The sequence below is a fragment of the Nostoc sp. C117 genome (assembly GCF_043099735.1).
Lineage (GTDB): Bacteria > Cyanobacteriota > Cyanobacteriia > Cyanobacteriales > Nostocaceae > Nostoc.
The window spans coordinates 7353465-7377532 of sequence record NZ_CP170991.1 but is presented as its reverse complement, the minus strand read 5'-3'; the positions used below and the strand labels follow the sequence as shown (position 1 = coordinate 7377532).

Sequence of the window (24068 nt, the reverse complement as noted above, 5' to 3'; positions counted from 1 at the left end):
AGTTAGGAGTATTGTTTATCTCCTTGTCTCCCTTGTCTCCCTTGTCTTCCCATGCCCCAATCCCTATTTTGCCAATTGTTGAGAAAATATCACCTTTTGATAATAATCTTGTAGCTGGGAAGTCGCAGCTGCCCAACCCCAACTTTCTGCTTCCTGGCGAGCATTTTGACGGATGATGTCTCGTTGTTGTTTTTGTTCTAAGAGGCGAACTGTAGCGGCTAATGCTCCTTGAACATCTGCTGTTGGCTCAAAAAGATATCCATTGACTCCATCTGTGACAATATCCGGAATTCCTCCAGAACGGGCTGCTACCACCGGACAACCAGCCGCCATTGCTTCTAGTAGTACTAAGCCTAGTGTTTCTGTTCGGGAAGGAAAGATAAAGGCATCAGCGCTAGCAAAGGCAGAACCTAACTCTTGTCCCATAAGATAGCCAACAAAATGAGTATTTGTGCCAGCAAAGTGTTTTTCCAATGCTTGACGGTGGGGACCATCTCCAACCAATGCCAAGCGCGCTGCCGGAATTGCCTCTAAAATTGGTTTGATGCGCTCAATTTCTTTTTCAGCCGAAAGACGGCCAACGTAAAGTAGTAAAGGGCTTTCTGGATGATTTTGTGATAAGCGCGATCGCATCTCTACACTAGCTAAATCAGGATGAAATAATTCTGTATCCACCCCCCGCTGCCATAAATCTACACGTTCAATACCGTGTGCTGTCAATTCCTGCATCATTGCTGTTGAAGTACACAGATTCAAAGCAGCTTGATTATGAGCGCCTTTCAGCAGTTCCCAGAGAAACCCTTCTAGCATCGCCAAGCCGTAATGCTGGAGATATTGGGGTAAATGCGTATGATAAGACGCCACTAAGGGAATTTTGAGGGTTTTGCTATAAAATATGCCAGCTAAACCCAAAACTGCTGGATTCACAACATGAATAACATCTGGCTGAAACTCTTCTAAGGCGTAACCAATGGCTGGGCGGGGTAATGCCATTTGTAATTCTGGATACAATGGCAAAGGAAAGCCAGTAACCCCATAAACTTTAGCGCCTTTGTGTTCTGTGATGCCTCCATCAGGGGCAATTACCAGCACTTGATTACCACTGCGCTGTAAATGGTCAACAGTATGGCGCAGACGCGTTACAATGCCGTCAACCTTGGGTAAAAAGGTTTCGGTAAATAAAGCAATTCTCATAAAAAACTATTCAGTACAGGCAGATAATCCCAGCTTTTGTCGCGTTTCGGTATTAAAAACAGAGTAAACTGTCTCCCGTGGTGTAATCAATTCTGCACAGTCAGACTTAATGTTTTGGCGCTGTTTTTGTACAAAGTCCGAGATGTCCTCAATGTTCACAATCCAATCTTTGGCGTAAGCAGCTAGGACTTGACCGCGCAACCCTAACTGAATAGCGCGTCGTTCTAATTTTGCCCCGGATGGATGATGGTCTGGGTCCCATTGTAGGCGGACTTGTGATTGCTTCAATGCTTTTTGCCATACACTTTTATCAGGATAAAGTTCTGGAACGTAGCTGGAATGAACAGCCGCAGCTAAAATTTCATCAAAAGCCGAACGCTTAATCCAAACAGCTAACACTACCTCTTGCCCATTTTCTGTACCCCATCCAGAACGATACATCATCCAGAGAAAGTTAGGTTTTATCCAACTCATGCGGTCAAAACTGAACTCACCACCAAAATAACCGTAGGTGGCGGCGAAATCACCAATAGCTGGACGATATGCCTGATAAACAACAATTGAATGGTCGTCATATTGTGCTAAAATATGACGACCATTTTTCGGCCAATTACTGAGCTGAGTTAAATAAGGTTCTGTAATCAGCCGCACGCAGAGTTTACCCTAACTTCTATGCCAAGAGACTTTAGGCAGAATTTGCTTGTGATCGACTCGTTTCTGATACTTAATGGCAAAGTTTAACAGAGAATCGAGTAAAGAATCAGAAAGCAAGTGAGGCTGTAAACCTAAATCAAGCAATTTAGTGTTTTTAGCGTTAAAGTAATGTTCTTCTTTCTCGACTCTGGGATTATCTAGGTGATTGATTTCTACGTTCAATCCCATAGCGTTACCAGCTTTTTTCACCATTAAGGCCAAGTCGCCGACGCTGAATTGTTCGGTAAATTGGTTAAATACGCGGAATTCACCAGCTTCAGCAGGATTAGCGATCGCTAATTCCACACATCGTACTGTATCCCGAATATCCAAAAATCCGCGAGTTTGTCCACCTTTACCGTAGACAGTTAACGGATGTCCAATGGCTGCTTGAATACAAAAGCGGTTTAGTGCAGTACCAAACACGCCATCGTAATCCAGCCGATTAATCAATAATTCGTCCATCCCCGTTTCTTCGGTTAAGACGCCGTAAACCACACCCTGATTTAAATCCGTTGCCCGCAATCCCCAAATCCGGCAAGCAAAGTGGATGTTATGACTATCATGGACTTTGCTTAAATGGTACATCGAACCAGGTTGCTTGGGATAAGGTAATGTATCCTTGCGTCCATTGTGTTCAATAGTGATGTACCCTTCTTCGATGTCGATGTTGGGCGTACCGTATTCACCCATTGTCCCCAACTTCACCAAATGACAATCCGGGAAATCTTCCCGCATCGCATACAGTAAGTTCAACGTACCAACTACGTTATTGACCTGGGTAATAACCGCGTGTTCGCGGTCAATCATCGAAAATGGGGCTGAACGCTGTTCGCCAAAATGCACTAGGGCATTTGGCTGAAATTGATGTAATGTTTTCTGGAGAAACTCATAATTCGTAATATCGCCGATGAACAGGTCGATAGATTTACCTGTCAAATCTTGCCAGCGCTGGAGGCGTTGCTGAATTAGTGCGATTGGTGTGAGAGTTTCAACACCAAGTTCATTATCCCAGTGCCGCCGCACCAAACTATCTAAAATTCCAACTTCATAACCTCGATTGGAAAGGTAAAGAGCAGTTGCCCAACCGCAATATCCATCACCACCAATAACCAGGACTTTCATCTTCACCAGTTTTTACTCGCTGATAGCTAAATCTATCAGGTTTCTGTCCCCTCTTAATCATCATTCTGGCGGAGATGTCAATTTTGGGCATTGGGAGTGCTGAGTGCTGAGTTAGGAGTTAAGAGTTTTGTTTATCTCCTTGTCTCCCTTATCTCCCTTGTCTCCCTTGTCTCCCCATTCACCCATGCCCCATAACTCAAGACTTCGTAATCCGATAATGCTGAGCAATGTAATAAAACAAACGATAATAATCTGGAAATTTTTGGCTGTTGCTTCGTCCCTCCCAGTAGTATTTCACTTGATTCTGAGTTAGTGTCAGTCTTATCGAACCTACTCCTTGAGCAACTTCTACAACCATCACTCCAGACATTCCTTGAGCCGTTTGAAAGTTGGGTTTTATCTTTTTTCCAGATTCTTGGTCTGTAAGAATCGAATTTGGTAGCTGCTGATTTGCCCAGCTCCGAATTTCGACTGAGTTATCCTGTGGTGAAATAAACACAATTCCATCACTATTTGTTGGGGCTGTTAAAGAAGTCCAGTTACTCGGATATGGAAATTCAAAGCCATAACGGGAGTTGCTATAAGTTTTCCAGGCGATCGCTCTAGCGTTAAAATCATTGGCAGTACAACCCCACAGCATTATTAACAGGGCAATGACCCCGCTAACACTGGCGGCAAACCGATAAATTCTTCGCCCCAAACTACAGATTTTATTAGCAGTAGCCATTTACATTACGCATTTTGCCAAAGTCACTGATTTTATAGAAATACCAGAAACTCAAATCAATACCTTCGTCAATTTACGAGTTATGGGACTTCCAATAAATAAATTATTCAATTCTCTTGTGGGGTGGGCATCTTAACCTGCCCATAACCAAAGGCACTCGTGTCGCCCACCCCACAAAAAGTAGTTGAGTATTTTTCAAATAAATTGCACAAAAAAAGCGCTCATTAAAAATTCAATAATATTCAGGATATTTACCATTCTCTTTTGACTTATCAGTAGAGAAGCTTGTAGAAGTGCTTTATCACACCAACTATGTACAGTGCATCTCAGACAGCCGAGCTAACTTTAGAGCTTTTTCACCTCCAAACCAACACATCTTTGCAATTTCCAGCAAATCTTTCTGTAATTTGCATCGGTAAGCCAAACGACCAAAAACCACCAGATATTGATATTTCTGGTTTACCTGATTCCGATGTGGCATCTCGCATCCACGCCAAAATTTGGGTAAATGGAGATGAGTACCATATCACCGATTTGGGCAGTTCTAATGGTACGTATGTTAATGGCGCGAAACTTCAACCTCAAGTTTTTTCTCCACTGCATCCAGGAGACAGAGTTTGCCTTGGGCAGGGAGATAAAATAACTTTCATGTTTAGGGCGCGGCAGCATTCTGCATCTACCATAAAAAATCCTACACCCAACTTTGCGCCCACAAAAATTACAGCACCAAGAGTCACCAAAGAAGAAGAAGATCGAGTAATCCTTGCCAGTAAGCTTATTGGTTTAGGGCTAATCCTAGCAGGCATTACATTTTTAAGTACAAGCATCTATGTGAGCGTCTACTTACGCAGCACACCGGGAATTTTGCTGTGTATGGGAGGCGTAGTCGCTCTGAATTGGGGTGGGCGCGATAATCGGAAACTGGGATGGGTGCTGATTGGCATCGGCATCGCTCTATTCATCGCCAGTGGTGTTGTAATTGGCTCGGTATCGCTTTTCTCTATGCTAGTGTCATTCGCTGGCATCTCCTGTGGATATCAGTTGTTTACAACCGGAAAGGTGTTCAACTTTAATCCGCTGACGCTCCAAGTAGTTAAAAAATAAACCAAGTCAGGCAATCATTGGTTCATCGTTAATTCCCATCCAAGGAAAAATCTCGGCATAGTTTTAGTTATCAACAGCATTTCAGCTTCTAGTGTGAATAAATGTAACAAAACTGCCGTCAAAACGTTTTACTGTCTTGACAACCAAGAAAAGAACCGATAACTTGATATACATACCCGGGTAAGACCGTTAAAGAGTTATATGCAAACGCAAACTAAGCAAAAGGTCACTTTGTATTTATCGCCAGAGTTGCACAGAAAACTGAAGATTCGTTCGGCAGTCGATTGCCAAGCAATGTCAGAACTTGCAGAGCGTGCCCTCGTTTTTTATCTGTCTAATTCAGAATTAGTTGATGAAGTAGAAACTTCATCTTATGGGCGGACTCATAGAGTTTATTCATGCCCAACTTGTGAAAGCTCATTAGTCTTACGTGATGGGGAACTGGTTGGTTTGGGTAATCAACCGGGGTTAGTTGGTCAAGAGCATCTTTCTATTGATGAAATGGATGAAGATGAAACCCATCCCAAGGGTGAGGAAGAATTGGTTCCTTGCTAGGTAGGAATAACGAATAACTCGTTATTCCCTTGTCTTTACTAGAAGCTATGTCTCTACTGTCTCTATAAGGTCTCGTGTAGGTCGATGTATGAAAGAAGAGCTCAATATCCTAATTCAAGCTCAATACCCTTTAATCTACCTTGTGACCTCCGAGGAAGAGCGGGCTGAGCAAGCAATTTCCACCATCGCCCAGTTGTTAAAGCCCCAGCGCCGAGTATTTGTTTGGACAGTAACCCACGGGATTGTTGAATATGGTCAACCCCGAAATGTTACACAACATAATACCGTGTCTCCAGAGGCAGCGATCGAGTGGATAATCCGGCAGAAAGAACCTAGTATATTTATTCTTAAAGATTTACATCCATTTATTGATGCACCTGCAACCAACAGATCGTTGCGTGATGCGATCGCCAGCTTCAAAGGTACGCAAAAGAACATCATTTTGATGTCCCCAATGCAACAAGTACCTATAGAACTGGAAAAAGAAGTTGTTGTTATAGACTTTACACTGCCAGATATGGCAGAGTTGAATAAAGTACTAACTCATCATGTAGATCAAAATCGTGGGCGGCGACTGACAACAGAGGCTAGAGAAAAGCTTCTCAGAGCAGCTTTGGGTTTAACTAAAGATGAAGCTGAAAAAGTCTACCGAAAGGCGCAGGTAACTACAGGGCGTTTGACGGAAGATGAAGTAGATATCGTTCTATCTGAGAAAAAGCAACTCATTCGGCGCAATGGCATCTTAGAATACATCGAAGAAGATGAAACCATTGATGCTGTAGGTGGCTTAGAAGAGTTAAAAAGATGGCTCAAGCAACGCTCGAACGCCTTTACAGAAAGAGCGAGAGAGTATGGTTTGCCTCAACCAAAGGGGATGTTAATTCTCGGAGTTCCCGGTTGTGGTAAGTCATTAATTGCCAAAACCACTTCCCGACTGTGGGGTTTACCACTGTTGCGGTTGGATATGGGGCGAGTTTACGACGGCTCAATGGTGGGACGAAGTGAAGCAAATCTGCGAAACGCCCTGAAAACAGCAGAATCTATTTCCCCAGCGATTTTGTTTATCGATGAATTGGATAAATCCTTTGCTGGTAGTGGAGGTTCCTCTGATTCTGATGGGGGGACTTCAAGTAGAATCTTCGGCTCCTTCCTCACATGGATGCAAGATAAGAAATCACCAGTGTTCGTGATGGCAACCGCCAATAGAGTAGAACGCTTACCTGGTGAGTTTTTGAGGAAAGGACGCTTTGATGAAATTTTCTTTGTCGATCTGCCAACACCGGAAGAACGCCAAGATATTTTTAATATTCATCTGACCAAGCGCCGTGAAGACATCTCTCGATTCGATCTTGAGCAACTAGCTAAGATGTCTGATGGCTTTTCTGGGGCAGAAGTTGAGCAAGCGATCGTTGCGGCAATGTATGAAGCTTTTGCCCAAGATCGGGAGTTCACCCAATTAGATATTATTGCTGCACTGAAGGCAACCTTGCCGCTGTCTCGAACGATGCAAGAACAAGTAACGGCTCTGAGAGATTGGGCCAGACAGCGCGCACGCCCCGCAGCATCCTCCGTAGCTGAATATCAGCGAATGGAGTTTTAAAAGCTTTCCTCTGCCATCCCAGGGGGAAAGGCTAGCTGAAAATGCTAGCAGTTATAAGAAAAAGCCGCATCCTGCTAAGCGCGGCTTCGCCCAAAACAAACCGTTGTCGTTTTTCTCAATCTTCTCATTGGAGGAAACCCAAATGTCTCACTTTAGCACCCTGCGTACCAAGATCACCGATGCCGAAATCCTCAAAGCTTCTTTGCGCGACCTCGGTATCAGCGTAAAGACTGAAGCTGATGTCCGTGGTTATAACGGTCAGCGCGTCCGTTCTGACATCGTTGCTATGTTAGATGGCGAATATGACCTCGGCTGGTCTCGCAACAGCGATGGTTCCTTTGACCTAATTGCTGACCTGTGGGGCGTTGCTAAGAAGCACAACCAAACCGAGTTGATCAACTCCATTAATCAAAAATATGCTGTTAACAAGACCTTGGCTGAAGTAAAACAGCGCGGTCTACAAAACGCTAACGTGAAGTTGGTATTGCAATAACAATTTCTCTGCGCGTTCCCAAAGCTGCACGGGTTAACCATATAAATAGCGGTTAGCCCGCTTTTTTATCGGGACTGAGATGTATTTCTCAGTCCCGATTTTATTTTTGGACTTTGATATTGCTATTTGTAGCGGTTTTATTAGCATATTTTTGAATTTACTTAGTCTCAGATGTAACTTTAGCAACGGTTTAGGGAACTATATAAATATAGCTCTATTAAGAAAAAACTAGTTCGAGGCATAAGTAATGGAAATAAATATCAGAGAACTATTCGAGTTATTTACTTCTAAAATTGGGCATAAAGTTATTGCAAAAAGGCAAGATGAGTGGCGCAATAGTATCGAAGGTTGGGATCATCATGCTTTGAATCACATGGGATATTGGACTTTACGAGATGTCAAAAACTTTACTCACGTAGAAGCCTGTAAAGAATTAGAGGTAAAAACGAAAGATGAATTGTTGAAATATTTATTAAGTACTTTTTTTGAGATTGGAGGTGTTGTAAAAGAAATTCTGTTAGAAAAACCTAGTAGTTCCTCTGAGGTGTTTATTTTTACTCCTCAAAATGAGCTAGAAACAGCAGCTATTCAAATTACCACAATGAATGATAGAGGGTGGCAAGGTTGTCTTTACAAACTAGAGTATTATGCTACGGAGAACGATGAATTATGTCTAATTTTTGCAACTAAACCTCCAGATGTAAAAGAACAAGAGTGGTTGCTAGTCATATTTAATCAGACTAAAGGTGAACGGTATTGGAGCGTTCATACTGGGAGCTTAGAACAAGTGTATTACAAATGGGCAGAAAAAATAGGAGTTCTTAAGTCTAAATAGCAGTAAGTTTGTAAGGTGAGTTAAGGTTCCTCCTAATTTTTATTACTTCAAATCTTCACGCCATGTAAAAATAATTTTCTCCTCAGCTTGCCTAAATTCAATGTTAAATTTATCAAATACAACTTCTCGGCCTAAAAGCAATTGTTCTCCGCCTGTGTTGGTTTGTAACCATGCTACAGGAGTAATAAAATTGTGTTCATCAATTGTCATTTCGACGTTACGTAAAACGTACTCAACTCTGCCCCCTATAGTTTCTGCCAACAAAGTTGATTCTGAATCAGCCAAAGCATAGCCTAAATCTTGACCAACTTTCAATGAAATTAAACTTAATTCAGCACCAGAATCTACTAACATTGTTGTATGAGATTCTATATCTTTATGTTTTAAAATAACCTTATAATTTGGTTGCCAATCATGGCGAGCCACGCTGCGGAAGTGAATTGGTAAAATTTCTACAGAAGCAGTGCGACGAGGAACTAGGTAAATTAAAAAAGGCTGTTTTGCAGCATTACCTAATGCTAAAATTTCGCGTAAATTTTCGCTGTGAGCAATTATTCCATTTGCATTGTAAGCGATATATTGATTTTTATATAAATCTAATAACATTTGGCGGTTACGATTCAACCACTTGAGCATTTCATCTGTTTCACTTTTAGAGGGTGTTGTGTTCATATATTTAATCTTGTCCGTGGATGTGGAATATCTCTGGGATGTCTACGACGGGCTATGACGCTCGATGACTCGCTACCGCTTCTCTACGAGACGCTACGCGAACGGTATGGGCGATCGCACCGCGATTTATCTGAGTGATTGGGTTCCTTTCAACCTTCAGCCATCTTAACCAACAGCGAACTCGGTAAATTGTCGTTTAAAGGGGGAATGAAAAGCCAAAACGATGTCTTTTTTAGGTATACCTCGACTAATAAGTTCATTGGCGATACCTCCTTCTGTACCATCGTGTTGAATCCAAATTTTTTCGTTTTTAATATCTAAATGCAAAACACAGCCATATACACGGCGCTTATTTGACCACCCCGCATGAACGACTTGGTAGCGATGCCTACGGCGGGGCAAAGCCCAACGCGTTCTCTATCAAAAATAACTTCTGCTTCGACTTCTTCGTTGCTGGCTTTGATTTCGCTGTAAGCTAGCAGCAGTTCTTGAATAAGTTGACGGTACTGTTCTACTTTTGCCATTTTACGATCGCCTCCTCTTCTGGGTCGAAAACAATCAGCCGAACTTGGTAGCGTTGGATTAATAAGCCTGGCAGTTCTAAAGTAAAAAAAGAACGATAGGTGTCTAAGGGAACTGCTAAATATAGAAGTCTCTCAGGTTGTTCTTCTTCAAGTGCTAATTTATATATGAGATACTGTCCTAAAGCAGTACTAAATTCAGTTGTAGTAGATGGAGCAACAAAGCTTTTAACTTCAACCGCAATTTTTTCTTGATTTCGTTCAGCTGCTAAAACTTTCTCTGCACCAAGGTCGATGTACATATCCAAACCACCAAAACGCAGGAAAAGCAGGTCATTAGTGATGAGCCAACCCTCTTTCTCCAAAGCGCGTTTTACTGCATCATGGAATATGTCTTTCGCCGCCATAGATTCCTATAATTTTGATTTCGGTACTATAAAACTAGCTTACTCCCTACCAAACCTGACTTAAATCCAAAATAAAACCAGGTAGTAAAAGTTCACCGCAAAGGGTTTTAGGATTATCTAATTCCTCAACCGCAATATTAGGACGATAAATAAAAACTCGGCGTTGTTTTCTATCAATTAACCAACCAAGTTGTGTCCCATTATCAATATACTCTTGCATCTTGTCTTGCAAAATTTGTAAGCGATCGCTCTCTGAACGCAATTCAATCACAAACTCCGGACAAATCGGTGCAAATTTTTTTCGCAGTTCTCCTGGTATCGCTTCCCAGCGTGTACGTTTTATCCAAGCTGCATCAGGCGATCGCACTGCACCATTCGGTAACGTAAACCCACCACTGGAACCAAAGCCTACACCTCTAACATCTTGCTTTGTCCAAATACCCAACTGACCGATAATTTCAAAGTTACGCTGTCCAGTTTCCGCATCTGTCAGGGGCATAATCAATTATTCTCCAGCAGGATTGCGTTCGATGCGAAAATCACGGTTTAGCTGACAAAATTCGTAAAACTGATCGTTGGTCATGGCGATCGCAGGTTCTAGTTGCAAGACCATTGGTATAATTTCTGTGGCTACATCTAAGTTGGCGGTCATAATTGGTTCGTGGCTACTTCACCTGCTTTAACTATAATCTTTTCGCAATCTACGCCAGAATGAGGGTTAACTCATGAAAATTGGAATTATTGGTAGTGGAAACATGGGACGCTCTCTAGGTATTCTCTGGGCAGAACAGGGGCATGAAGTATTTTTTGGTTCCCGTGATGCCGAAAAAAGCAAAGCAACGGCAGAGTTCGCCGGACGCGGAACGCAAGGTGGTACAAACGATCGGGCGGCGGCGTTTGCTGATGTAATTTTGTGGACAGTACGCAACATTATGCCAAAAGAATTGCTTTCTCATCCTGAAGTTCTCGACAATAAAATTATCATTGATTGTAATAATCAAGATATTCCTGAAGGATTTGCTTATCCACCAATAGTAGAATCGCTAGCGGAAAAGCTTGGTAAAGATGTACCTCAGGCACGCGTGGTAAAAGCTTTTAATACGATGGCGCAAGAAGTCTTTGAATTAGCACCTGAACCACTAAAGGATTATGGAGTTTCTGTTTTTGTTGCAGGAGACGATGAGCAAGCTAGAAAAACAGTGATGGGGCTTGCTGAAGAAATCGGATTTTTAGCAGTAGATTCTGGTGTTTTACGTAATGCTCGATTGGTTGAAGGCTTAGGAGATTTTATTCGCCTGATTATAGGTGGTCAAAAACAAGGCGTTTATGCAACTATCTCTGTCAATGTTTTACCTACAGCCTCAGGACAACGTTTAGGTGGACGGCAAGCTTCAAGTTTGAGTTAAAGCATATAAAGGACAAATCTATTCATTTCATTGCATCTCAGTACAGTAAAATCAAAAGCAGTTTCAAGGTCATAAAAATGACAACTCAAAAAAGGATTGCTGTGGTAACAGGCAGTAACCGAGGGCTAGGATATGCAATTTCCCGTAAATTGTCCCAAATTGGCAACCGCGTAATTCTGACGAGTCGTAATAAAACAGATGGTCTTGCTGCCAAGCAGCAGCTTGCCAATGAAGGGCTTGATGTTGACTATCACGCATTGGATGTCACCAATGATGGAAGTGTGCAACAGTTTACCCAGTGGCTAGGTGAAACTTATGGCAAAGTAGATATTCTGGTGAATAATGCTGGTGTCAATCCCACAACTAAGCCAGAGGAGTCCAGTTTGCTGACTGTGCAACTCGAAACCATGCGATCGACATTTGAAACTAATGTTTTAGCAGTACTTAGAATTTGTCAAGCATTAATTCCGTTGATGAAGGTGGAAAACTACGGTCGCATCGTCAATATTTCGACGGAAATGGCGTCTCTAGAATCAATTCCCACTGATTACTACCCTTTAGCACCCTCCTATCGACTCTCCAAGGTGGGAGTAAATGGGCTAACTGTGATTCTCGCTAAGGAACTCCAAAATACTAATATTCTCGTGAATGCCTATTCTCCCGGCTGGATGAAGACAGATATGGGGGGTGAAAATGCTCCGTTCACAGCAGAAGAAGGATCTGAAACCGCTGTCTATTTGGCAACATTGCCGGATGACGGAGCGCAAGGACAGTTTTTTGCAGAGATGCGGAAGTTCGGTGGCCCGATTCAATTACAGTGGTAGGTCAATATGGAAAATTCACCAGGTTTACCCCCTATTTATTCAGATACGCGGGTTGAATTGGCACCTGCCAAAATTCTTACCTCGTTTCCGATCAATACTTTTTTGGAAAATTTAGCGATTGCTCCAGATAATACAATCTTTGTCAGCAATCATGAAGTTGGTAAGATTGTTCGCATTACTCCAGATGGCAATCAGGAAATTCATGCCACTGTTGAAGGCAAAGTCAGCGGTTTAGCTTTCACTAGCAACGGCAGTCTGGTAACAACAGGATGGAATGCCGATTCTATACCCGTAGTTTCTCTAGTTGCCCCAGATGGCACCGTGGAAACCTTGCTAAAACTGCCAGATGCAATATTTCTCAATGGCATTACCCCAATTTCTAACACTCAGTATTTAACAGCAGATTCCTATCTCGGTGCAATCTGGCTGATTGATATTGCCGAACCTCGTGCATCAATTTGGCTAGAACATCCAATACTGGCTCGCAGTAGTACTGAGAGTGTAATTCCAGCTGCAAATGGTTTGAAGCGTTTTGGTGATTTTCTCTACGTCTCAAACACGGAAAAAATGTTACTGCTGCGGATTCCCGTTGATAGCGCAAATCAACCAGGTGAACCGGAAATCTTTGTTGAGCAGACTAATATTGATGACTTCGCCTTTGATGTCGAAGGCAATCTTTACGGAGCAACGCATATTTACAATAGTGTAGTACGAATTGCCCCCGATCGCATTACAACTATCATTGCTGAAGCCGAGCAAGGTGTAATTGGTAGCACAGCAGTAGCTTTTGGTCAAGAAGAAGGCGATGTCTACGACGGGCGTAGCTGCGGCACCGCAATTTATGTTGTCACTAATGGGGGAATGTTTTTACCTCCGCCTACAGGTGTCGTTCCTGCTAATGTTGTTCGGCTTGAGGTCGGTAAAGCTGGATATCCCTTAACTTCAGAATGACGGAATTTTAGATTTTAGACTTCGGCTTCTCTGAGTCGAACGATTTGGGATTTTAGATTGTAAATTCAAAATCCCAGGTCATTTGTATTTACAAAGGACAAATAACTAATGACTACAAATTACATTTACTCTCATCAACTGATGCGCGTCTAAAGTATATAAATACTCTTGATGTTCGTTAACTGTTGACTGTTGACTGTTGACTGTTGACGGATTTTCAGTCATCAGTCATCAGATAAATGTACAAATTAAATGCGTAACAACTGAACTTATGGAGATGGAATCGGACGATCAATATGTGACCGTAGTCATTACGCAACTTGTAAAGCCAGGATGCGAAAAGGCTTATGAGGCTTGGTTGAAAGATATTACTAGTGTTTCTAGAACCTATGCCGGTCATATGGGAACAAATGTGATTCGTCCCCAACTGGGCGTGCGATCTGAATATGTGATTATCTTCCGGTTTGACAGTTATGAAAATTTGAAAGCATGGATGACATCAGAGGATCGCGAATTTTGGCTAAATAAAGGTAAACCTTTAATTGAATCTGACGCTGATGTTCAGGAAATCTGTGGATTAGAAGCTTGGTTTTCTCTTCCCGGTAAACCACTGAAAACTCCACCGCGCTATAAAACAGCATTGCTAACTTGGTCTGCTGTGTTTGTGTTGATAAATTTGTTGAATACGTTTCTAGTCCCCCTACTTCGCGGTTTACCTCCTTTAATTATTTCGTTGATCGTTACCATCATTATGGTTGTGCTGTTAACCTATTTTGTCATGCCCAGAGTCAGCCGTTTCTTTAGCTTTTGGTTATATGGAAAATCGCCAAAAGTAAAGTATAGAAATTAGTTGAGTAAGGATTCAGAATACAAAATTCAGAATTCACAATAGTTTGCTACTTCAGCTAAATAAATTATAAAAATCAATAAGTCATCGCACGTTTGACTTTTCAATCATTCTGGATTCTGACTCCTGAATTCTTACTTAGTTTTTGATCGAGGATCGAATCAGGCAAGCTGAAAACATGTGTTACCCTAGCATATAGGCTCATTACCTGAAAATTGCTGTAAACTTTAAGGAAAGACAAGTAGAGTTCAGAAATGAGGGAATTGACAACACAGTTGCCCCTATCTCCTGTCAGCCTTCATTCACTAGCGATCGCCATCCTCATCCTCCACAAATATTTAGACTAGACAAATCCATACTACACTTGTATTATGAATATTAGTCTCAACTACAAATACTACAACTTTTCGATGATACGCAGATTCTCTTCAATTATTGATAGCGTAATGCATTGTCAACCCCAAAAGGGTTCCGGCAAAAAACTTGCCCTGTCTGCGTTTGAGGGAAACTATCGGTTCTTAGGCGCTAAATCTGCAAGTGAAAGTATTTTGAAAGCGATCGCTCTTTGGTTAAATCCAGATCGACTTGTCCAAAGCGGGAGGTGCAAATGTGTTACAGCACCGAAAATCAGGCAAAAAGTATCAACTACCTGACCCCCGCTCCTGATAACCAGAGGTGGGGGTTATTTTTTTCAGGAGTTTTTTATCTATGCAAGCTCAGCAGCGAACTCAGCAACCACACATACTACAAAACTCGGTAGTGGTGTTCTCTAAGAACTACCTACCATTAGCACGTATCAACATCAAACGAGCAATAGTACTGTTAGTTACTGGTCAAGCAGAATCATTGAATTTTGGCAATACAAAGCAGTGGGAAGTGCGCTCACCAAGTCTTGTACTACAAGTTCCAGAACACATTCGTTTGACGACGGGTAATCCCGAACGACACTGGAAAGTACCTCCCGTGAATCGTCGTGAAGTACTCAAACGAGACAACCATACTTGTCAATACTGCGGTAGCACCAAGCGTTTAACCCTTGACCATGTGATTCCCCGTTCTAGAGGTGGACAGCACAGTTGGGATAACGTTGTCATAGCTTGCGAGAAGTGTAACTCAACAAAAAGCGATCGCTTACTTCATGAAGCTTCTATGGTGTTGAAGACTAAACCCAAAGCTCCAATTCACCCTGCTGTCGCATTTGCAGAGCAGTTTTGGAGCGCACAACGCCTGAGCGAAAACGAGTAATTCATCTCAAACCCCAGGAGACTCCCGTTACACTCGTAAGGGTTAGCGGGAGATGAGTTTCGTACCTCAAACGCCACTTGCTTCAATGGGGGAACCCCGCAAAGCAGCGACTCTTACTTAACTTTAGTAATTGGATTTAGAGCCATAAATTATGCTGAATTTAAAAAATAAATTATTTAGAATTGCAATCCCGTTTTTCTCATTTTATATAGTGTCAGTCATGATTATCATAAGTTTTGGATCTATTGTCAAAAATAATAGAGAAATAGAAGAATACAAGCAACTAACTTTATGGTATGAGAATCTGGATACACAAGATGATACAAATCGCGATCGAGAAAATCAAAATCTACATAATTTATATTCTTTTATAGATGAAGCACAAAAAAAATTAAAAGGCGATTATAGATCGTATTTTCAAAAACCTGAACGCCAAAAACTTCCTGCTGATATAAAAGAAAAAATGATTTCTGGACAGAACTCACCAAAGCAAGGTTCTGTTACATGGAAGATAGAAAAAACAGGAGAAAGTGTTGAAGCTTACTATGATTATGTAGGTATAAATGACTTAAATTCAAAACAAGATAAGAATAGCAAAAATACTGATAGAGAACAAGCAAAAAAGCGCAGTGCTGATGATAAAGTTTTTCAAAACTTTACTTATTTAATGACAAGCAAAATTAAAAATAATTTGAATAATAAAATAATAGCAAATCAAAATGAAATACAAAATTTACATAGCTTTACCAAAGCTGTTATCAAACATTTAACAGGTGATGATCGATATTTGGATATAATACCAGATTTAAGAATTAATAATATTTATATTACTAATAAAAGCACAGGCTTTATGATGTCTTATCCATTTACTAATGAGGCTTATAAACCAAACATAGACTTTAGAGAAAGACCTTGGTTTAGAGCAGCTACTGATGGCTCGTATACTTCTGATTTTAAAGTACCAGATGAATCATACTCAGGTAATGATTTAGGACTTACTGGTGTCTATATAGATATAAACGATGAAACCAAGCCTAACGCGATTAGAACATTATGGTACAAGTTTAAAATTCCTGATAAAAATGAAGAATATATTTTATGCATAGATTTGTTTTTTGATAAAAGTAGTCAAATCTCAAAGAAAGTAAATTTCCTAGATTTATTAGAAGAAAATGTAAAATATGGACTTAATTTAAAAGAAGTTGATAATACTTGGATATATTTATTTGTCATCAGCTTTATCATGGCTTTATGTCTATCTTTAATATATGAATTCAAAGTTAAAGATATTATATTAAGAATATTTAAATCTAATGGCAATGATTTATTAAAAATCAAGTTACAACGAGAAAGCAAACATTATGCTAGCAGAGATGAAGGAGAAATAAAATTTAGTGTTCAAGGAGAAACTAAAGAAATAAATAAAAGCGAACATTCAATGGAAGCTAAATGGTCTTTTAGTATACAGAACTTACAACTTGGGGTTAATAGTAATCAAAGTTATACCCAACAGAAAGAAGCAACTTCGAGGTATGAATTTATTAATGAATATAATCTTAATATGAATCAAAATAAGCCTCAATATAGATGTATTGAAATTTGGAAAGTCGTATTAGAATCTCAATTAGGAAATACTCAAAAAATAGGTTTTTTTGTAGCAAAATGGAATACTAATAATAGCGCAAATATTGAAGAGTTGCTAGATATAAAATCTATATATTGGGAAAAAGAATATGAAAAATACTTAATGATTATTAAAGAACAATTACGCGAACATTTACTTATAAGCGACGATAAAGAAGTAGTAGCCGTTTTAGATGCTAATTATACTAGACGGCAAAATATACCTTCATTTATTACAGAAATAGATAGCCTAAAAAATATAATAAATAGTAGCTCATATCTGAAACAAGGAAAGATTGTTTTCTCGGAAGTTGAAACTCTAACCGATTTATACAAGCAGGGTCAGGTTACGGTTAATGCAATTTGTACTCTGCATTTTCTCAGAAACTTAGTGAAAACTAATAAATTAAAAGACTTCTTTAAAACTCAAGTGTATGAAAGATATTTAATAGAATATCAACAAGGTGAATTCCAGGATTTCTACAATTCGCTTGATGATGAAAATAAATTAGCCTTGAGCAATCAATCTGCACTGAAAATTATGGTTTATCAAGACAATATTGATAACATAGTTAGTCCTCAAGACGATTTTTGTATAATTTCACTCAACAACACTCCAAGATTGGTAGCTTACAGTTTTACAGATAATAAATATTCAAATATTGGTTGGATAAGTTGGCGAGAAGTAGACATCAAATTTTATGAGGAGTTATATAGATGTCAAAAAGATAAAAACCATAGAATTGAAGATATTAAAATATATTTAAGCTAAGAAACCTGGGGTATGACGAAATACGTGTAAAATTACCCATATCGTACCTCGAGTACACCAGCATAATTATCAAATCGATGAAGAAAACAAAACTATGGTTATTAACAATACTGGTTGCAACAATAGTACTAATTAATATCATCACAGGACATAGCGATTCTCTCAAAGCTGCTTCATCTTTAAGGAAAGACACGCTAACGATGATAACTTCACCAGATTATCCGCCTTATGAGTTTTATGATACTAAAACAGGTGAAAGTCAAATCGTTGGCTTTGATATAGATATTGCCAAAACCCTGGCTGAAAAACTAGGGTTTAAACTTAAGATTATGGAATCTGATTTTAATGGCTTAATTCCTGCACTCCAAGCGAATCGAGCCGACTTTGTGATGGCGGGGATGACTCCAACTCCAGAACGTCAGAAAAATGTTGATTTTTCAATTATTTATTATGAAGCTAAAGATACGATTGTTGCTGCCAAGGGTAGCAATCTCAAGCAACTGCAAGAGTTATCTGGTAAAAAAGTTGGGGTACAACTAGGAACTATACAGGAGCAAAATGCTAAAAAAATTGCTGAAAAAGTTGCAGGTATTCAGCTAAAGCAACTCAATAAAGTTCCAGAAGTAGTTCAAGAAATCAAATCTCGGCGAATTGATGCGGCAATTGTTGAGGATACCGTGACTAAGGGATTCGCCCAAGCTAACCCAGACTTAGAGTTTAATATTATTCCTTCAGAAGAAGCAAGTGGATCGGCGATCGCCTTTCCCAAAAATTCTTCCTTTGTCGAACCGTTTAACAAAGTCCTGCAACAGATGAAGGACAATGGCACATTAGAAAAACTAGCCAATAAGTGGTTTTCCCAGAATATTATCACCGATACGAAATCCTCAATTCCTGCTAAAGCTGGGTTAAATCTCGACTTCACCAGAATCATTCCAGATATTCCCTTTATTCTTCGGGGAATCCCTTTAACTTTGTTGTTTACCCTACTATCTGTATCATTGGGCTTAATCTGGGGAACAATACTCTCTCTATCAAAAATTATCGGTATCAAGCCGCTTACTTGGGTTGCTAACGCTTACACCTCAATCTTTCGAGGTACACCCTTACTGTTACAATTGGCATTAGTTTACTACGCGACACCCCAGCTTACAGGCTATGACATTTCGGCATTGCAGGCAGGGGTATTAACTTTTACCCTGAATTCTGGCGCTTACATGTCGGAAACCATCAGAGGTGGAATTCAGGCGGTGGATAAAGGGCAAAGTGAAGCGGCGATGTCTATGGGTGTTTCCTATCCGTTGATGATGTGGGATGTGATTTTGCCCCAAGCATTGAAGAACATTCTGCCAGCATTAGTCAATGAAACCATTGGACTGCTGAAAGATTCGGCGCTGGTGTCAACAATTGGTGTGGTAGAAATATTACGCAGCGCTCAAATAGTCGGTGCAAATAAATATATTTATTTTGAACCATTGCTATTTGCAGGGTTAATTTATTATGTTTTGGTTATGGGTCTGACCTTTGGTGCATCCACTTTAGAAAGGAGATTACGGCAAAGTGAGTAATGCAGTAATTCGCACGGAATTCTTGTGTAAATCCTTTGGTCAACTCGACGTACTCAAAGATATTTCCACTGAGTTTTATCAAGGGGAAGTAGTTGCTATTTTAGGGCCTTCTGGTTCTGGTAAGTCTACCTTTTTGCGATGCATGAACTTACTAGAACAACCCACTAGAGGAAGAATCTACTTTCATGACCAAGAAATCACCAAACCGAAAGCAAACATTGCTAAAGTTCGGCAGCATTTGGTAATGGTATTTCAACATTTTAATTTGTTTCCTCACATGACAGTGCTGCAAAATGTCACCTACGCGCCCATCAAGGTGAAACGAATAGACAAGCAAAAAGCAGAACAACATGGTTTAGAATTGCTGGCGAAGGTAGGTTTAGAGCCAAAAGCTGATGTCTACCCATCCAAACTATCTGGGGGACAAAAACAGCGGGTAGCGATCGCCCGTGCATTAGCAATCGAACCAGAGATGATATTGTTTGATGAACCCACCTCTGCTTTAGATCCAGAAATGGTCAAAGATGTGCTAGAGGTGATGAAAGCTTTAGCTATATCTGGAATGACAATGGCGATCGTTACCCATGAGATGGGTTTCGCTAGGGAAGTCGCTAATCGAATTATGTTCCTAGACCAGGGGATTTTAGCAGAAGATAGCGTTCCGAGTGAGTTTTTCCAGAATCCAAAGTGCGATCGCGCCAAGCAGTTCTTAGAAAAAATGCTCTAACAGATCGCAGGTAATTATTTTAATTTTGAATTCATGGCAATACTAGTGCCAGATTCAAGAAAGTAGACGTTGTTCAAATTGTAAAGCTTTTTTAGATTCAGGAATTTTGGAGGCTAAAACTTTCACCAGTTCTGCACGAGAAATTTTTCCAGAAGATTTAACAGCTTTTTGGACTAAAAACTTAGCTATTGGACCAATTAAATCAGCCAACTCTCTTTCGCACTCTTCCACAAATTTTTCGCTGATTAATTCATCTTGTTGATTTAACAAATCATTTAATTTAATTTCAGATTTATCTGATTTAACAGTAAAATCCTGGAGTAGAGTAGGTTTCTCTAGTAGAAATATTGTTTTCTTCTTAAAATCAATTTGTTGATTGTCTCGAAGATGAAGCACCAATTGACTAATTAATTCTTCAAAATTGGGCGCTGACGCCGCAACTTTTTGTAGCAATCTTGGGGCAACAGGACCAACAAATTCCAAAAGAATTTTTTCTAACCGATTGTAATTTTCCCCAGACAGGATAGAAGTAGACGGATAGCCAATTGAATTTTGTTGAGAAAGTGAAGCTTGAGACGGTTGTGTAAAAGATGGTGGTTGAGGTGATTGGACTTCTACGCTAGTATCGAGATGCTTAAGCACCCGTAGAACTTCAGATGCAGATTGATATCGCTGTTTAAAATGGTGTAGCACCATCTTAGATAGGATAGATGCCAACTCAGAACTGACATTAGCCTGATGCTGCCAAAAAATTTCTCCTGTATCTTCGTCTTCTTCAAAGTTTATTGGATGTAAACCCGTCAGCGCTTGGATACCAATAATACCTAACGAATAAATATCACTATTGGGACGGGGTTTACCTTGTCCCTGTTCTGTAGACATATATCCTGGGGTACCAATGATAATAGTAGCCCTGGTTTGCCCTGTAATTGAAAGTAGTTGAGTTTGGATTTGTTTGACCGCACCAAAGTCAATCAGCACTAACTTACCGTCTTGTTGTCGCCTAATTATATTGTCTGGCTTGATATCTCGATGGATAACGTTGTGGCTGTGAATAAATTCCAGAATACCCAAGATTTGTTCAAGAAGTTGAATCACTTGGTCTTCTGTCCAACGCTGATTGGGAAAAATTTCCGCTTTTAGAGTATGCCCTTCAATGAACTCTTGTACCAAAAAGAACTCTTGATTGTCTTCAAAATATGCTAAAAGGCGGGGGATTTGGTCATGGTTTCCCAGTTGTTCTAGTGTTTCTGCCTCACTAGTAAATAGCCGTCTGGCAGTTTCGAGAAATTCCGGGCTGCGAGTGACAGGCTTAAGGTGTTTGACAACGCATTTTGGAAAACCTGGCCGGTGGGTATCTTGGGCAATGTAGGTTTGACCGAACCCTCCTCCACCTAAAACTTGAAGGACTTGGTAACGTCCGTCTAATAATTGTCCTAACATTGTCTCACAAGCCTTAAGTCCTCAAATTAATCTTGGCACAACTATCAGCTTTAGCAAGGTCTGTGGAGAAATAAAGTGGTAGTTTGTCCGATTAATTTTGAAGGGTTAAAGCTGACACGGGGACGCGGAGAATTTGAAAGCTTGCAAAATTAATGCGATCGACCAGTAGGTAAGTAGTGCTGAGATTTAAAGATACTCTGAGGATTGTAAGCTGTTACGCATTTAACTTTTACATTTACCTGATGACAGTTGACGTTTGACTGATGACTGTTAACCGTTAACTGTTAACGACCATCTAGAGTGTTTATATATATTTAGACGCATATCAGCTTACTACAACTTGATATGCAATAATTATTAATTCATCATTACGGACAAACCAAGTTGCTTTCTCAGTGGAAGACATAAAAATACACAATGCATCGATATTTCAGAGCCAACACATACCGCAACAATTATGAATTAATTTGACTTCCTAAACTCCACATCTGCTTACCTTCATATTATTGAAGCTTTAATTCCTAAGAAATTGGCAGCCTTCCAACTTTTGAAATAGTTGCTGGTTGAGAAGTTATAGTAATTTTTTCTTGTGCAGTTTTATTTATAGAGTAGGTGATTCCCCTAAAGCTCAATTTGTAGGTTACTGGTGCTAGAGCAACTTCTAGTGATTGGGAATTTGGATTAATACTATAGGTAACTCCACGATAGATGAGATCATAAGCTGTCCCAGTTTGAGTAACTGGTTGAAATGGCTGCTGTCTTTTGTTACTGCCAACTTTGCTTGAGTCGTATTCATAGCTCAGACCACGATAATAAAGCTTCATATTTTTTCCTTATAAATCACTTTAGTTCAACAATGTCAATGAGTTATCAGAGGTTAATTGAAGAGTTATGCAAAAGTAAAGTCAACTGATATTTTTCCAGGAACTGGTTAAAGGATTAGTCGTCTAGAGTGAAGAGTCATTGGGTATGGGGCATAGGACATTGGAAATATGTCAAAAAATTAACTTTTAATCTTCTGCTCTTCCCCTTTCCATCCGCCCTACCTCCCGTATGCTTACCCTTTTCATTCGGGGGTTACGTGGTTAACAATGGGTTGAATGTTTTTTAAATGATTCAATCTTATGGCTAGAACTCCAAATGAATACGCCGTATACCTCCTACTGGAAAGCGGCCATCGGGAAGAAGTACGTTTTCCTACTATTCAAGAGTTTCAGAAGTGGTATAGCGGCGAACTTGTGCCAAAATCTGCTTCTAATGATTTTATTAGCGTCCCGATCAAGAATATTCAGGGGGAGTATATGGTAATACGCCCTTCTCGGATCGTAGCAATCCGGGTAGAACCCATTTTTACTTCCAGTGTTGAAAGATAAATGATGAGAAAAACCCTTGCTTTACTTTCCCTCAGTCTGGGAATTGCCCTTGTCAATCCTCTCTGGTCATCTGTTGCTCAGGTTCCTAACTTACAGCCCTCGCCAGTACCGACTCCTCCCAATCTCTCACCGATACCTATACAAATTCCAATTCCAATCGCTCCTGAAGTAACACCACCGCTAAAACCGATCGCTATCGGCAGCAATTGTACGCTTCAGCAGAGTTGTTTGGGTTGGGATGACCAAATTTGGGGTCAAAGGGGTAAAACAGGCGATCGCCCGGCGCTATTGGCTTCTATTGACAACAGTTTGCGTTACTTAACAAAAGGTGAGGCGATCGCAGCATATCAAAATTATCCCATCAAGGAAATCACGCTCGATCGCGTCCGTCGGAGTTTGCTACGTTTTCGCCAACTCGTTGTCAGTTCTAAGTCACCAGCCCAATTACAAGCTGCTGTCGCTCGCGAGTTTGTTTTTTACCAGTCTGTGGGCAACGATGGTAAGGGTACTGTTAAATTCACTGCTTATTACGAACCTGTTTATACCGCTAGCCGTGTCAAGACTGCAATATATAAGTATCCCCTTTATCGGCTACCACCTGATTTTAGCCAATGGCAGAAACCCCATCCCAAACGAATTGATTTGGAAGGGAAAGATGGTTTATTAGGGAATAAAAGCCAGTTGCACGGTTTAGAACTGCTTTGGTTCCGGGATCGCCTTGATGCATACATGATACACATCCAAGGTTCTGCTCAAATTAAATTAACTAACGGCAAAACAACATCTGTTGGTTATGCAGGGGGAACTGATTACCCTTGGACGAGTATCGGTAAAGAACTAGCCAAAGATGGCAAACTGCCATTAGAAGGATTGACAATGCCGCGGATGATTGCTTACTTCCGGCAAAAACCCCAAGAGTTAAATAATTATTTACCGCGTTGGGAACGATTTATTTTCTTCCAAGAAACTGGCGGTACCGGAGCTACAGGCAGTATTCATGTGCCAGTGACAGCGGAGCGTTCCATTGCTACAGATAAGTCTCTCATGCCTCCGGGAGCGCTAGCGCTAATTTACAACTCATTTCCCTATCCCGCTGGTGCTGGCAAACTCCAGAACCGTACTGTCAACCGTTTTGTGCTTGACCAGGATACCGGAAGCGCCATCAAAGGCCCGGGACGAGTAGATTATTTTATGGGGTCTGGGAAGTTAGCGGGCGATCGCGCTGGCATCACAGGCGGTAATGGTTCACTATATTATTTATTGCTCAAAGAATAGGTATTGGGGACTGGGGACTAAGGCTAGGGACTGGGGATTGGGGACAAGGAGATAAGTGGAATAATCAATACCCCATACCCAATGCTCC

26 protein-coding genes and 1 pseudogene are annotated in these 24068 nt (G+C 40.6%); 16 read left to right on the top strand and 11 right to left on the bottom strand.

The window, feature by feature from the left end:
• Positions 1 to 63: 63 nt before the first annotated feature.
• From ACFG4S_RS31570 to ACFG4S_RS31555, 4 genes are all read right to left on the bottom strand, one after another.
• A complete protein-coding gene (locus tag ACFG4S_RS31570; protein ID WP_392532803.1) occupies positions 64 to 1194 on the bottom strand; it encodes a glycosyltransferase family 4 protein in 1131 nt (376 codons plus the stop codon).
• 6 nt (positions 1195 to 1200) lie between these two features.
• Positions 1201 to 1845 (bottom strand): DUF4291 domain-containing protein, encoded by a 645-nt coding sequence (locus ACFG4S_RS31565; protein ID WP_392532802.1) that lies wholly within the window; start codon positions 1843 to 1845, stop codon positions 1201 to 1203.
• 12 nt (positions 1846 to 1857) lie between these two features.
• Positions 1858 to 3012, bottom strand: coding sequence for an NAD-dependent epimerase/dehydratase family protein (locus tag ACFG4S_RS31560; protein WP_392532801.1), 1155 nt, complete (start codon positions 3010 to 3012; stop codon positions 1858 to 1860).
• Positions 3013 to 3208: 196 nt separating this feature from the next.
• Complete coding sequence (locus ACFG4S_RS31555) at positions 3209 to 3739, bottom strand: hypothetical protein (protein ID WP_392532800.1); 531 nt, start codon at positions 3737 to 3739, stop codon at positions 3209 to 3211.
• Between the two features lie 312 nt (positions 3740 to 4051).
• Between ACFG4S_RS31555 and ACFG4S_RS31550 the strand changes: the two genes are divergently transcribed.
• From ACFG4S_RS31550 to ACFG4S_RS31530, 5 genes are all read left to right on the top strand, one after another.
• Entirely contained in the window at positions 4052 to 4843 is a 792-nt protein-coding gene (locus ACFG4S_RS31550) for an FHA domain-containing protein (protein WP_392532799.1), read from the top strand.
• 201 nt (positions 4844 to 5044) lie between these two features.
• Positions 5045 to 5398: a hypothetical protein gene (locus ACFG4S_RS31545; protein WP_392532798.1), complete on the top strand. Its 354-nt coding sequence runs from the start codon at positions 5045 to 5047 to the stop codon at positions 5396 to 5398.
• Positions 5399 to 5486: 88 nt separating this feature from the next.
• Complete coding sequence (locus ACFG4S_RS31540) at positions 5487 to 6998, top strand: AAA family ATPase (protein ID WP_392532797.1); 1512 nt, start codon at positions 5487 to 5489, stop codon at positions 6996 to 6998.
• A 142-nt stretch (positions 6999 to 7140) separates the two neighbouring features.
• Positions 7141 to 7491: a DUF1257 domain-containing protein gene (locus ACFG4S_RS31535; protein ID WP_012407317.1), complete on the top strand. Its 351-nt coding sequence runs from the start codon at positions 7141 to 7143 to the stop codon at positions 7489 to 7491.
• 247 nt (positions 7492 to 7738) lie between these two features.
• Entirely contained in the window at positions 7739 to 8326 is a 588-nt protein-coding gene (locus ACFG4S_RS31530) for a hypothetical protein (protein ID WP_392532796.1), read from the top strand.
• Positions 8327 to 8368: 42 nt separating this feature from the next.
• Here ACFG4S_RS31530 and ACFG4S_RS31525 read toward each other — a convergent pair whose 3' ends face one another.
• The 5 genes and pseudogenes from ACFG4S_RS31525 to ACFG4S_RS31505 all read right to left on the bottom strand — a co-directional run bounded on the left by ACFG4S_RS31525 (position 8369) and on the right by ACFG4S_RS31505 (position 10578).
• Entirely contained in the window at positions 8369 to 8998 is a 630-nt protein-coding gene (locus ACFG4S_RS31525; protein ID WP_392532795.1) for a retropepsin-like domain-containing protein, read from the bottom strand.
• Positions 8999 to 9163: 165 nt separating this feature from the next.
• Positions 9164 to 9400, bottom strand: coding sequence for a XisI protein (locus tag ACFG4S_RS31520; protein WP_392532794.1), 237 nt, complete (start codon positions 9398 to 9400; stop codon positions 9164 to 9166).
• Positions 9316 to 9522 (bottom strand): element excision factor XisI family protein, encoded by a 207-nt coding sequence (locus tag ACFG4S_RS31515; protein WP_392532793.1) that lies wholly within the window; start codon positions 9520 to 9522, stop codon positions 9316 to 9318. Before ACFG4S_RS31515 ends, ACFG4S_RS31520 begins: the two co-directional genes overlap by 85 nt.
• The gene (locus ACFG4S_RS31510) at positions 9510 to 9926 is read right to left on the bottom strand and encodes a XisH family protein (protein ID WP_392532792.1); all 417 of its coding nucleotides are present in this window, start codon (positions 9924 to 9926) and stop codon (positions 9510 to 9512) included. The genes ACFG4S_RS31515 and ACFG4S_RS31510 overlap by 13 nt, the downstream gene beginning before the upstream one ends.
• Positions 9927 to 9972: 46 nt before the next feature.
• Positions 9973 to 10578: pseudogene (locus tag ACFG4S_RS31505) on the bottom strand (Uma2 family endonuclease).
• A gap of 73 nt (positions 10579 to 10651) precedes the next feature.
• On the opposite strand from ACFG4S_RS31505, the gene ACFG4S_RS31500 reads away from it, so the two are divergent.
• The 9 genes from ACFG4S_RS31500 to ACFG4S_RS31460 all read left to right on the top strand — a co-directional run bounded on the left by ACFG4S_RS31500 (position 10652) and on the right by ACFG4S_RS31460 (position 19889).
• Entirely contained in the window at positions 10652 to 11332 is a 681-nt protein-coding gene (locus tag ACFG4S_RS31500) for an NADPH-dependent F420 reductase (RefSeq protein WP_392532791.1), read from the top strand.
• A 77-nt stretch (positions 11333 to 11409) separates the two neighbouring features.
• A complete protein-coding gene (locus tag ACFG4S_RS31495) occupies positions 11410 to 12156 on the top strand; it encodes an SDR family oxidoreductase (protein ID WP_392532790.1) in 747 nt (248 codons plus the stop codon).
• A 6-nt stretch (positions 12157 to 12162) separates the two neighbouring features.
• Complete coding sequence (locus ACFG4S_RS31490; RefSeq protein ID WP_392532789.1) at positions 12163 to 13107, top strand: SMP-30/gluconolactonase/LRE family protein; 945 nt, start codon at positions 12163 to 12165, stop codon at positions 13105 to 13107.
• Positions 13108 to 13384: 277 nt separating this feature from the next.
• Positions 13385 to 13957: an antibiotic biosynthesis monooxygenase gene (locus tag ACFG4S_RS31485; protein WP_392532788.1), complete on the top strand. Its 573-nt coding sequence runs from the start codon at positions 13385 to 13387 to the stop codon at positions 13955 to 13957.
• A 407-nt stretch (positions 13958 to 14364) separates the two neighbouring features.
• On the top strand, positions 14365 to 14607 hold the full coding sequence (locus ACFG4S_RS31480; protein WP_392532787.1) for a hypothetical protein: 243 nt from the start codon (positions 14365 to 14367) through the stop codon (positions 14605 to 14607).
• 55 nt (positions 14608 to 14662) lie between these two features.
• Positions 14663 to 15199, top strand: coding sequence for an HNH endonuclease (locus ACFG4S_RS31475; RefSeq protein WP_392532786.1), 537 nt, complete (start codon positions 14663 to 14665; stop codon positions 15197 to 15199).
• Between the two features lie 151 nt (positions 15200 to 15350).
• On the top strand, positions 15351 to 17594 hold the full coding sequence (locus tag ACFG4S_RS31470; protein ID WP_392532785.1) for a hypothetical protein: 2244 nt from the start codon (positions 15351 to 15353) through the stop codon (positions 17592 to 17594).
• Positions 17595 to 17671: 77 nt separating this feature from the next.
• On the top strand, positions 17672 to 19162 hold the full coding sequence (locus ACFG4S_RS31465; protein WP_392532784.1) for an ABC transporter permease subunit: 1491 nt from the start codon (positions 17672 to 17674) through the stop codon (positions 19160 to 19162).
• Entirely contained in the window at positions 19155 to 19889 is a 735-nt protein-coding gene (locus tag ACFG4S_RS31460) for an amino acid ABC transporter ATP-binding protein (protein WP_392532783.1), read from the top strand. The genes ACFG4S_RS31465 and ACFG4S_RS31460 overlap by 8 nt, the downstream gene beginning before the upstream one ends.
• Before the next feature lie 54 nt (positions 19890 to 19943).
• Here ACFG4S_RS31460 and ACFG4S_RS31455 read toward each other — a convergent pair whose 3' ends face one another.
• Both ACFG4S_RS31455 and ACFG4S_RS31450 read right to left on the bottom strand, forming a co-directional pair.
• Positions 19944 to 21332, bottom strand: a complete 1389-nt coding sequence (locus ACFG4S_RS31455; RefSeq protein WP_392532782.1) for a protein kinase — start codon at positions 21330 to 21332, stop codon at positions 19944 to 19946.
• A gap of 521 nt (positions 21333 to 21853) precedes the next feature.
• Positions 21854 to 22156 carry a DUF4278 domain-containing protein gene (locus ACFG4S_RS31450; RefSeq protein ID WP_392532781.1) on the bottom strand — a complete coding sequence of 101 codons (303 nt, stop codon included), beginning with the start codon at positions 22154 to 22156 and terminating at the stop codon, positions 21854 to 21856.
• Positions 22157 to 22456: 300 nt separating this feature from the next.
• On the opposite strand from ACFG4S_RS31450, the gene ACFG4S_RS31445 reads away from it, so the two are divergent.
• Both ACFG4S_RS31445 and ACFG4S_RS31440 read left to right on the top strand, forming a co-directional pair.
• The gene (locus ACFG4S_RS31445) at positions 22457 to 22705 is read left to right on the top strand and encodes a hypothetical protein (protein WP_392532780.1); all 249 of its coding nucleotides are present in this window, start codon (positions 22457 to 22459) and stop codon (positions 22703 to 22705) included.
• A 3-nt stretch (positions 22706 to 22708) separates the two neighbouring features.
• Complete coding sequence (locus ACFG4S_RS31440; RefSeq protein WP_392536127.1) at positions 22709 to 23980, top strand: murein transglycosylase A; 1272 nt, start codon at positions 22709 to 22711, stop codon at positions 23978 to 23980.
• Positions 23981 to 24068 lie beyond the last annotated feature (88 nt).

Excerpts from the sequence above, each read along its gene's own strand:
- ACFG4S_RS31570 (WP_392532803.1), bottom strand. The coding sequence starts at position 1,194 with ATGAGAATTGCTTTATTTACCGAAACCTTTTTACCCAAGGTTGACGGC.
- ACFG4S_RS31560 (WP_392532801.1), bottom strand. The coding sequence starts at position 3,012 with ATGAAAGTCCTGGTTATTGGTGGTGATGGATATTGCGGTTGGGCAACT.
- ACFG4S_RS31555 (WP_392532800.1), bottom strand. The coding sequence starts at position 3,739 with ATGGCTACTGCTAATAAAATCTGTAGTTTGGGGCGAAGAATTTATCGG.
- ACFG4S_RS31550 (WP_392532799.1), top strand. The coding sequence starts at position 4,052 with ATGTACAGTGCATCTCAGACAGCCGAGCTAACTTTAGAGCTTTTTCAC.
- ACFG4S_RS31545 (WP_392532798.1), top strand. The coding sequence starts at position 5,045 with ATGCAAACGCAAACTAAGCAAAAGGTCACTTTGTATTTATCGCCAGAG.
- ACFG4S_RS31540 (WP_392532797.1), top strand. The coding sequence starts at position 5,487 with ATGAAAGAAGAGCTCAATATCCTAATTCAAGCTCAATACCCTTTAATC.
- ACFG4S_RS31535 (WP_012407317.1), top strand. The coding sequence starts at position 7,141 with ATGTCTCACTTTAGCACCCTGCGTACCAAGATCACCGATGCCGAAATC.
- ACFG4S_RS31530 (WP_392532796.1), top strand. The coding sequence starts at position 7,739 with ATGGAAATAAATATCAGAGAACTATTCGAGTTATTTACTTCTAAAATT.
- ACFG4S_RS31525 (WP_392532795.1), bottom strand. The coding sequence starts at position 8,998 with ATGAACACAACACCCTCTAAAAGTGAAACAGATGAAATGCTCAAGTGG.
- ACFG4S_RS31515 (WP_392532793.1), bottom strand. The coding sequence starts at position 9,522 with ATGGCAAAAGTAGAACAGTACCGTCAACTTATTCAAGAACTGCTGCTA.
- ACFG4S_RS31510 (WP_392532792.1), bottom strand. The coding sequence starts at position 9,926 with ATGGCGGCGAAAGACATATTCCATGATGCAGTAAAACGCGCTTTGGAG.
- ACFG4S_RS31500 (WP_392532791.1), top strand. The coding sequence starts at position 10,652 with ATGAAAATTGGAATTATTGGTAGTGGAAACATGGGACGCTCTCTAGGT.
- ACFG4S_RS31495 (WP_392532790.1), top strand. The coding sequence starts at position 11,410 with ATGACAACTCAAAAAAGGATTGCTGTGGTAACAGGCAGTAACCGAGGG.
- ACFG4S_RS31490 (WP_392532789.1), top strand. The coding sequence starts at position 12,163 with ATGGAAAATTCACCAGGTTTACCCCCTATTTATTCAGATACGCGGGTT.
- ACFG4S_RS31485 (WP_392532788.1), top strand. The coding sequence starts at position 13,385 with ATGGAATCGGACGATCAATATGTGACCGTAGTCATTACGCAACTTGTA.
- ACFG4S_RS31480 (WP_392532787.1), top strand. The coding sequence starts at position 14,365 with ATGATACGCAGATTCTCTTCAATTATTGATAGCGTAATGCATTGTCAA.
- ACFG4S_RS31475 (WP_392532786.1), top strand. The coding sequence starts at position 14,663 with ATGCAAGCTCAGCAGCGAACTCAGCAACCACACATACTACAAAACTCG.
- ACFG4S_RS31470 (WP_392532785.1), top strand. The coding sequence starts at position 15,351 with ATGCTGAATTTAAAAAATAAATTATTTAGAATTGCAATCCCGTTTTTC.
- ACFG4S_RS31465 (WP_392532784.1), top strand. The coding sequence starts at position 17,672 with ATGAAGAAAACAAAACTATGGTTATTAACAATACTGGTTGCAACAATA.
- ACFG4S_RS31455 (WP_392532782.1), bottom strand. The coding sequence starts at position 21,332 with ATGTTAGGACAATTATTAGACGGACGTTACCAAGTCCTTCAAGTTTTA.
- ACFG4S_RS31450 (WP_392532781.1), bottom strand. The coding sequence starts at position 22,156 with ATGAAGCTTTATTATCGTGGTCTGAGCTATGAATACGACTCAAGCAAA.
- ACFG4S_RS31445 (WP_392532780.1), top strand. The coding sequence starts at position 22,457 with ATGGCTAGAACTCCAAATGAATACGCCGTATACCTCCTACTGGAAAGC.
- ACFG4S_RS31440 (WP_392536127.1), top strand. The coding sequence starts at position 22,709 with ATGAGAAAAACCCTTGCTTTACTTTCCCTCAGTCTGGGAATTGCCCTT.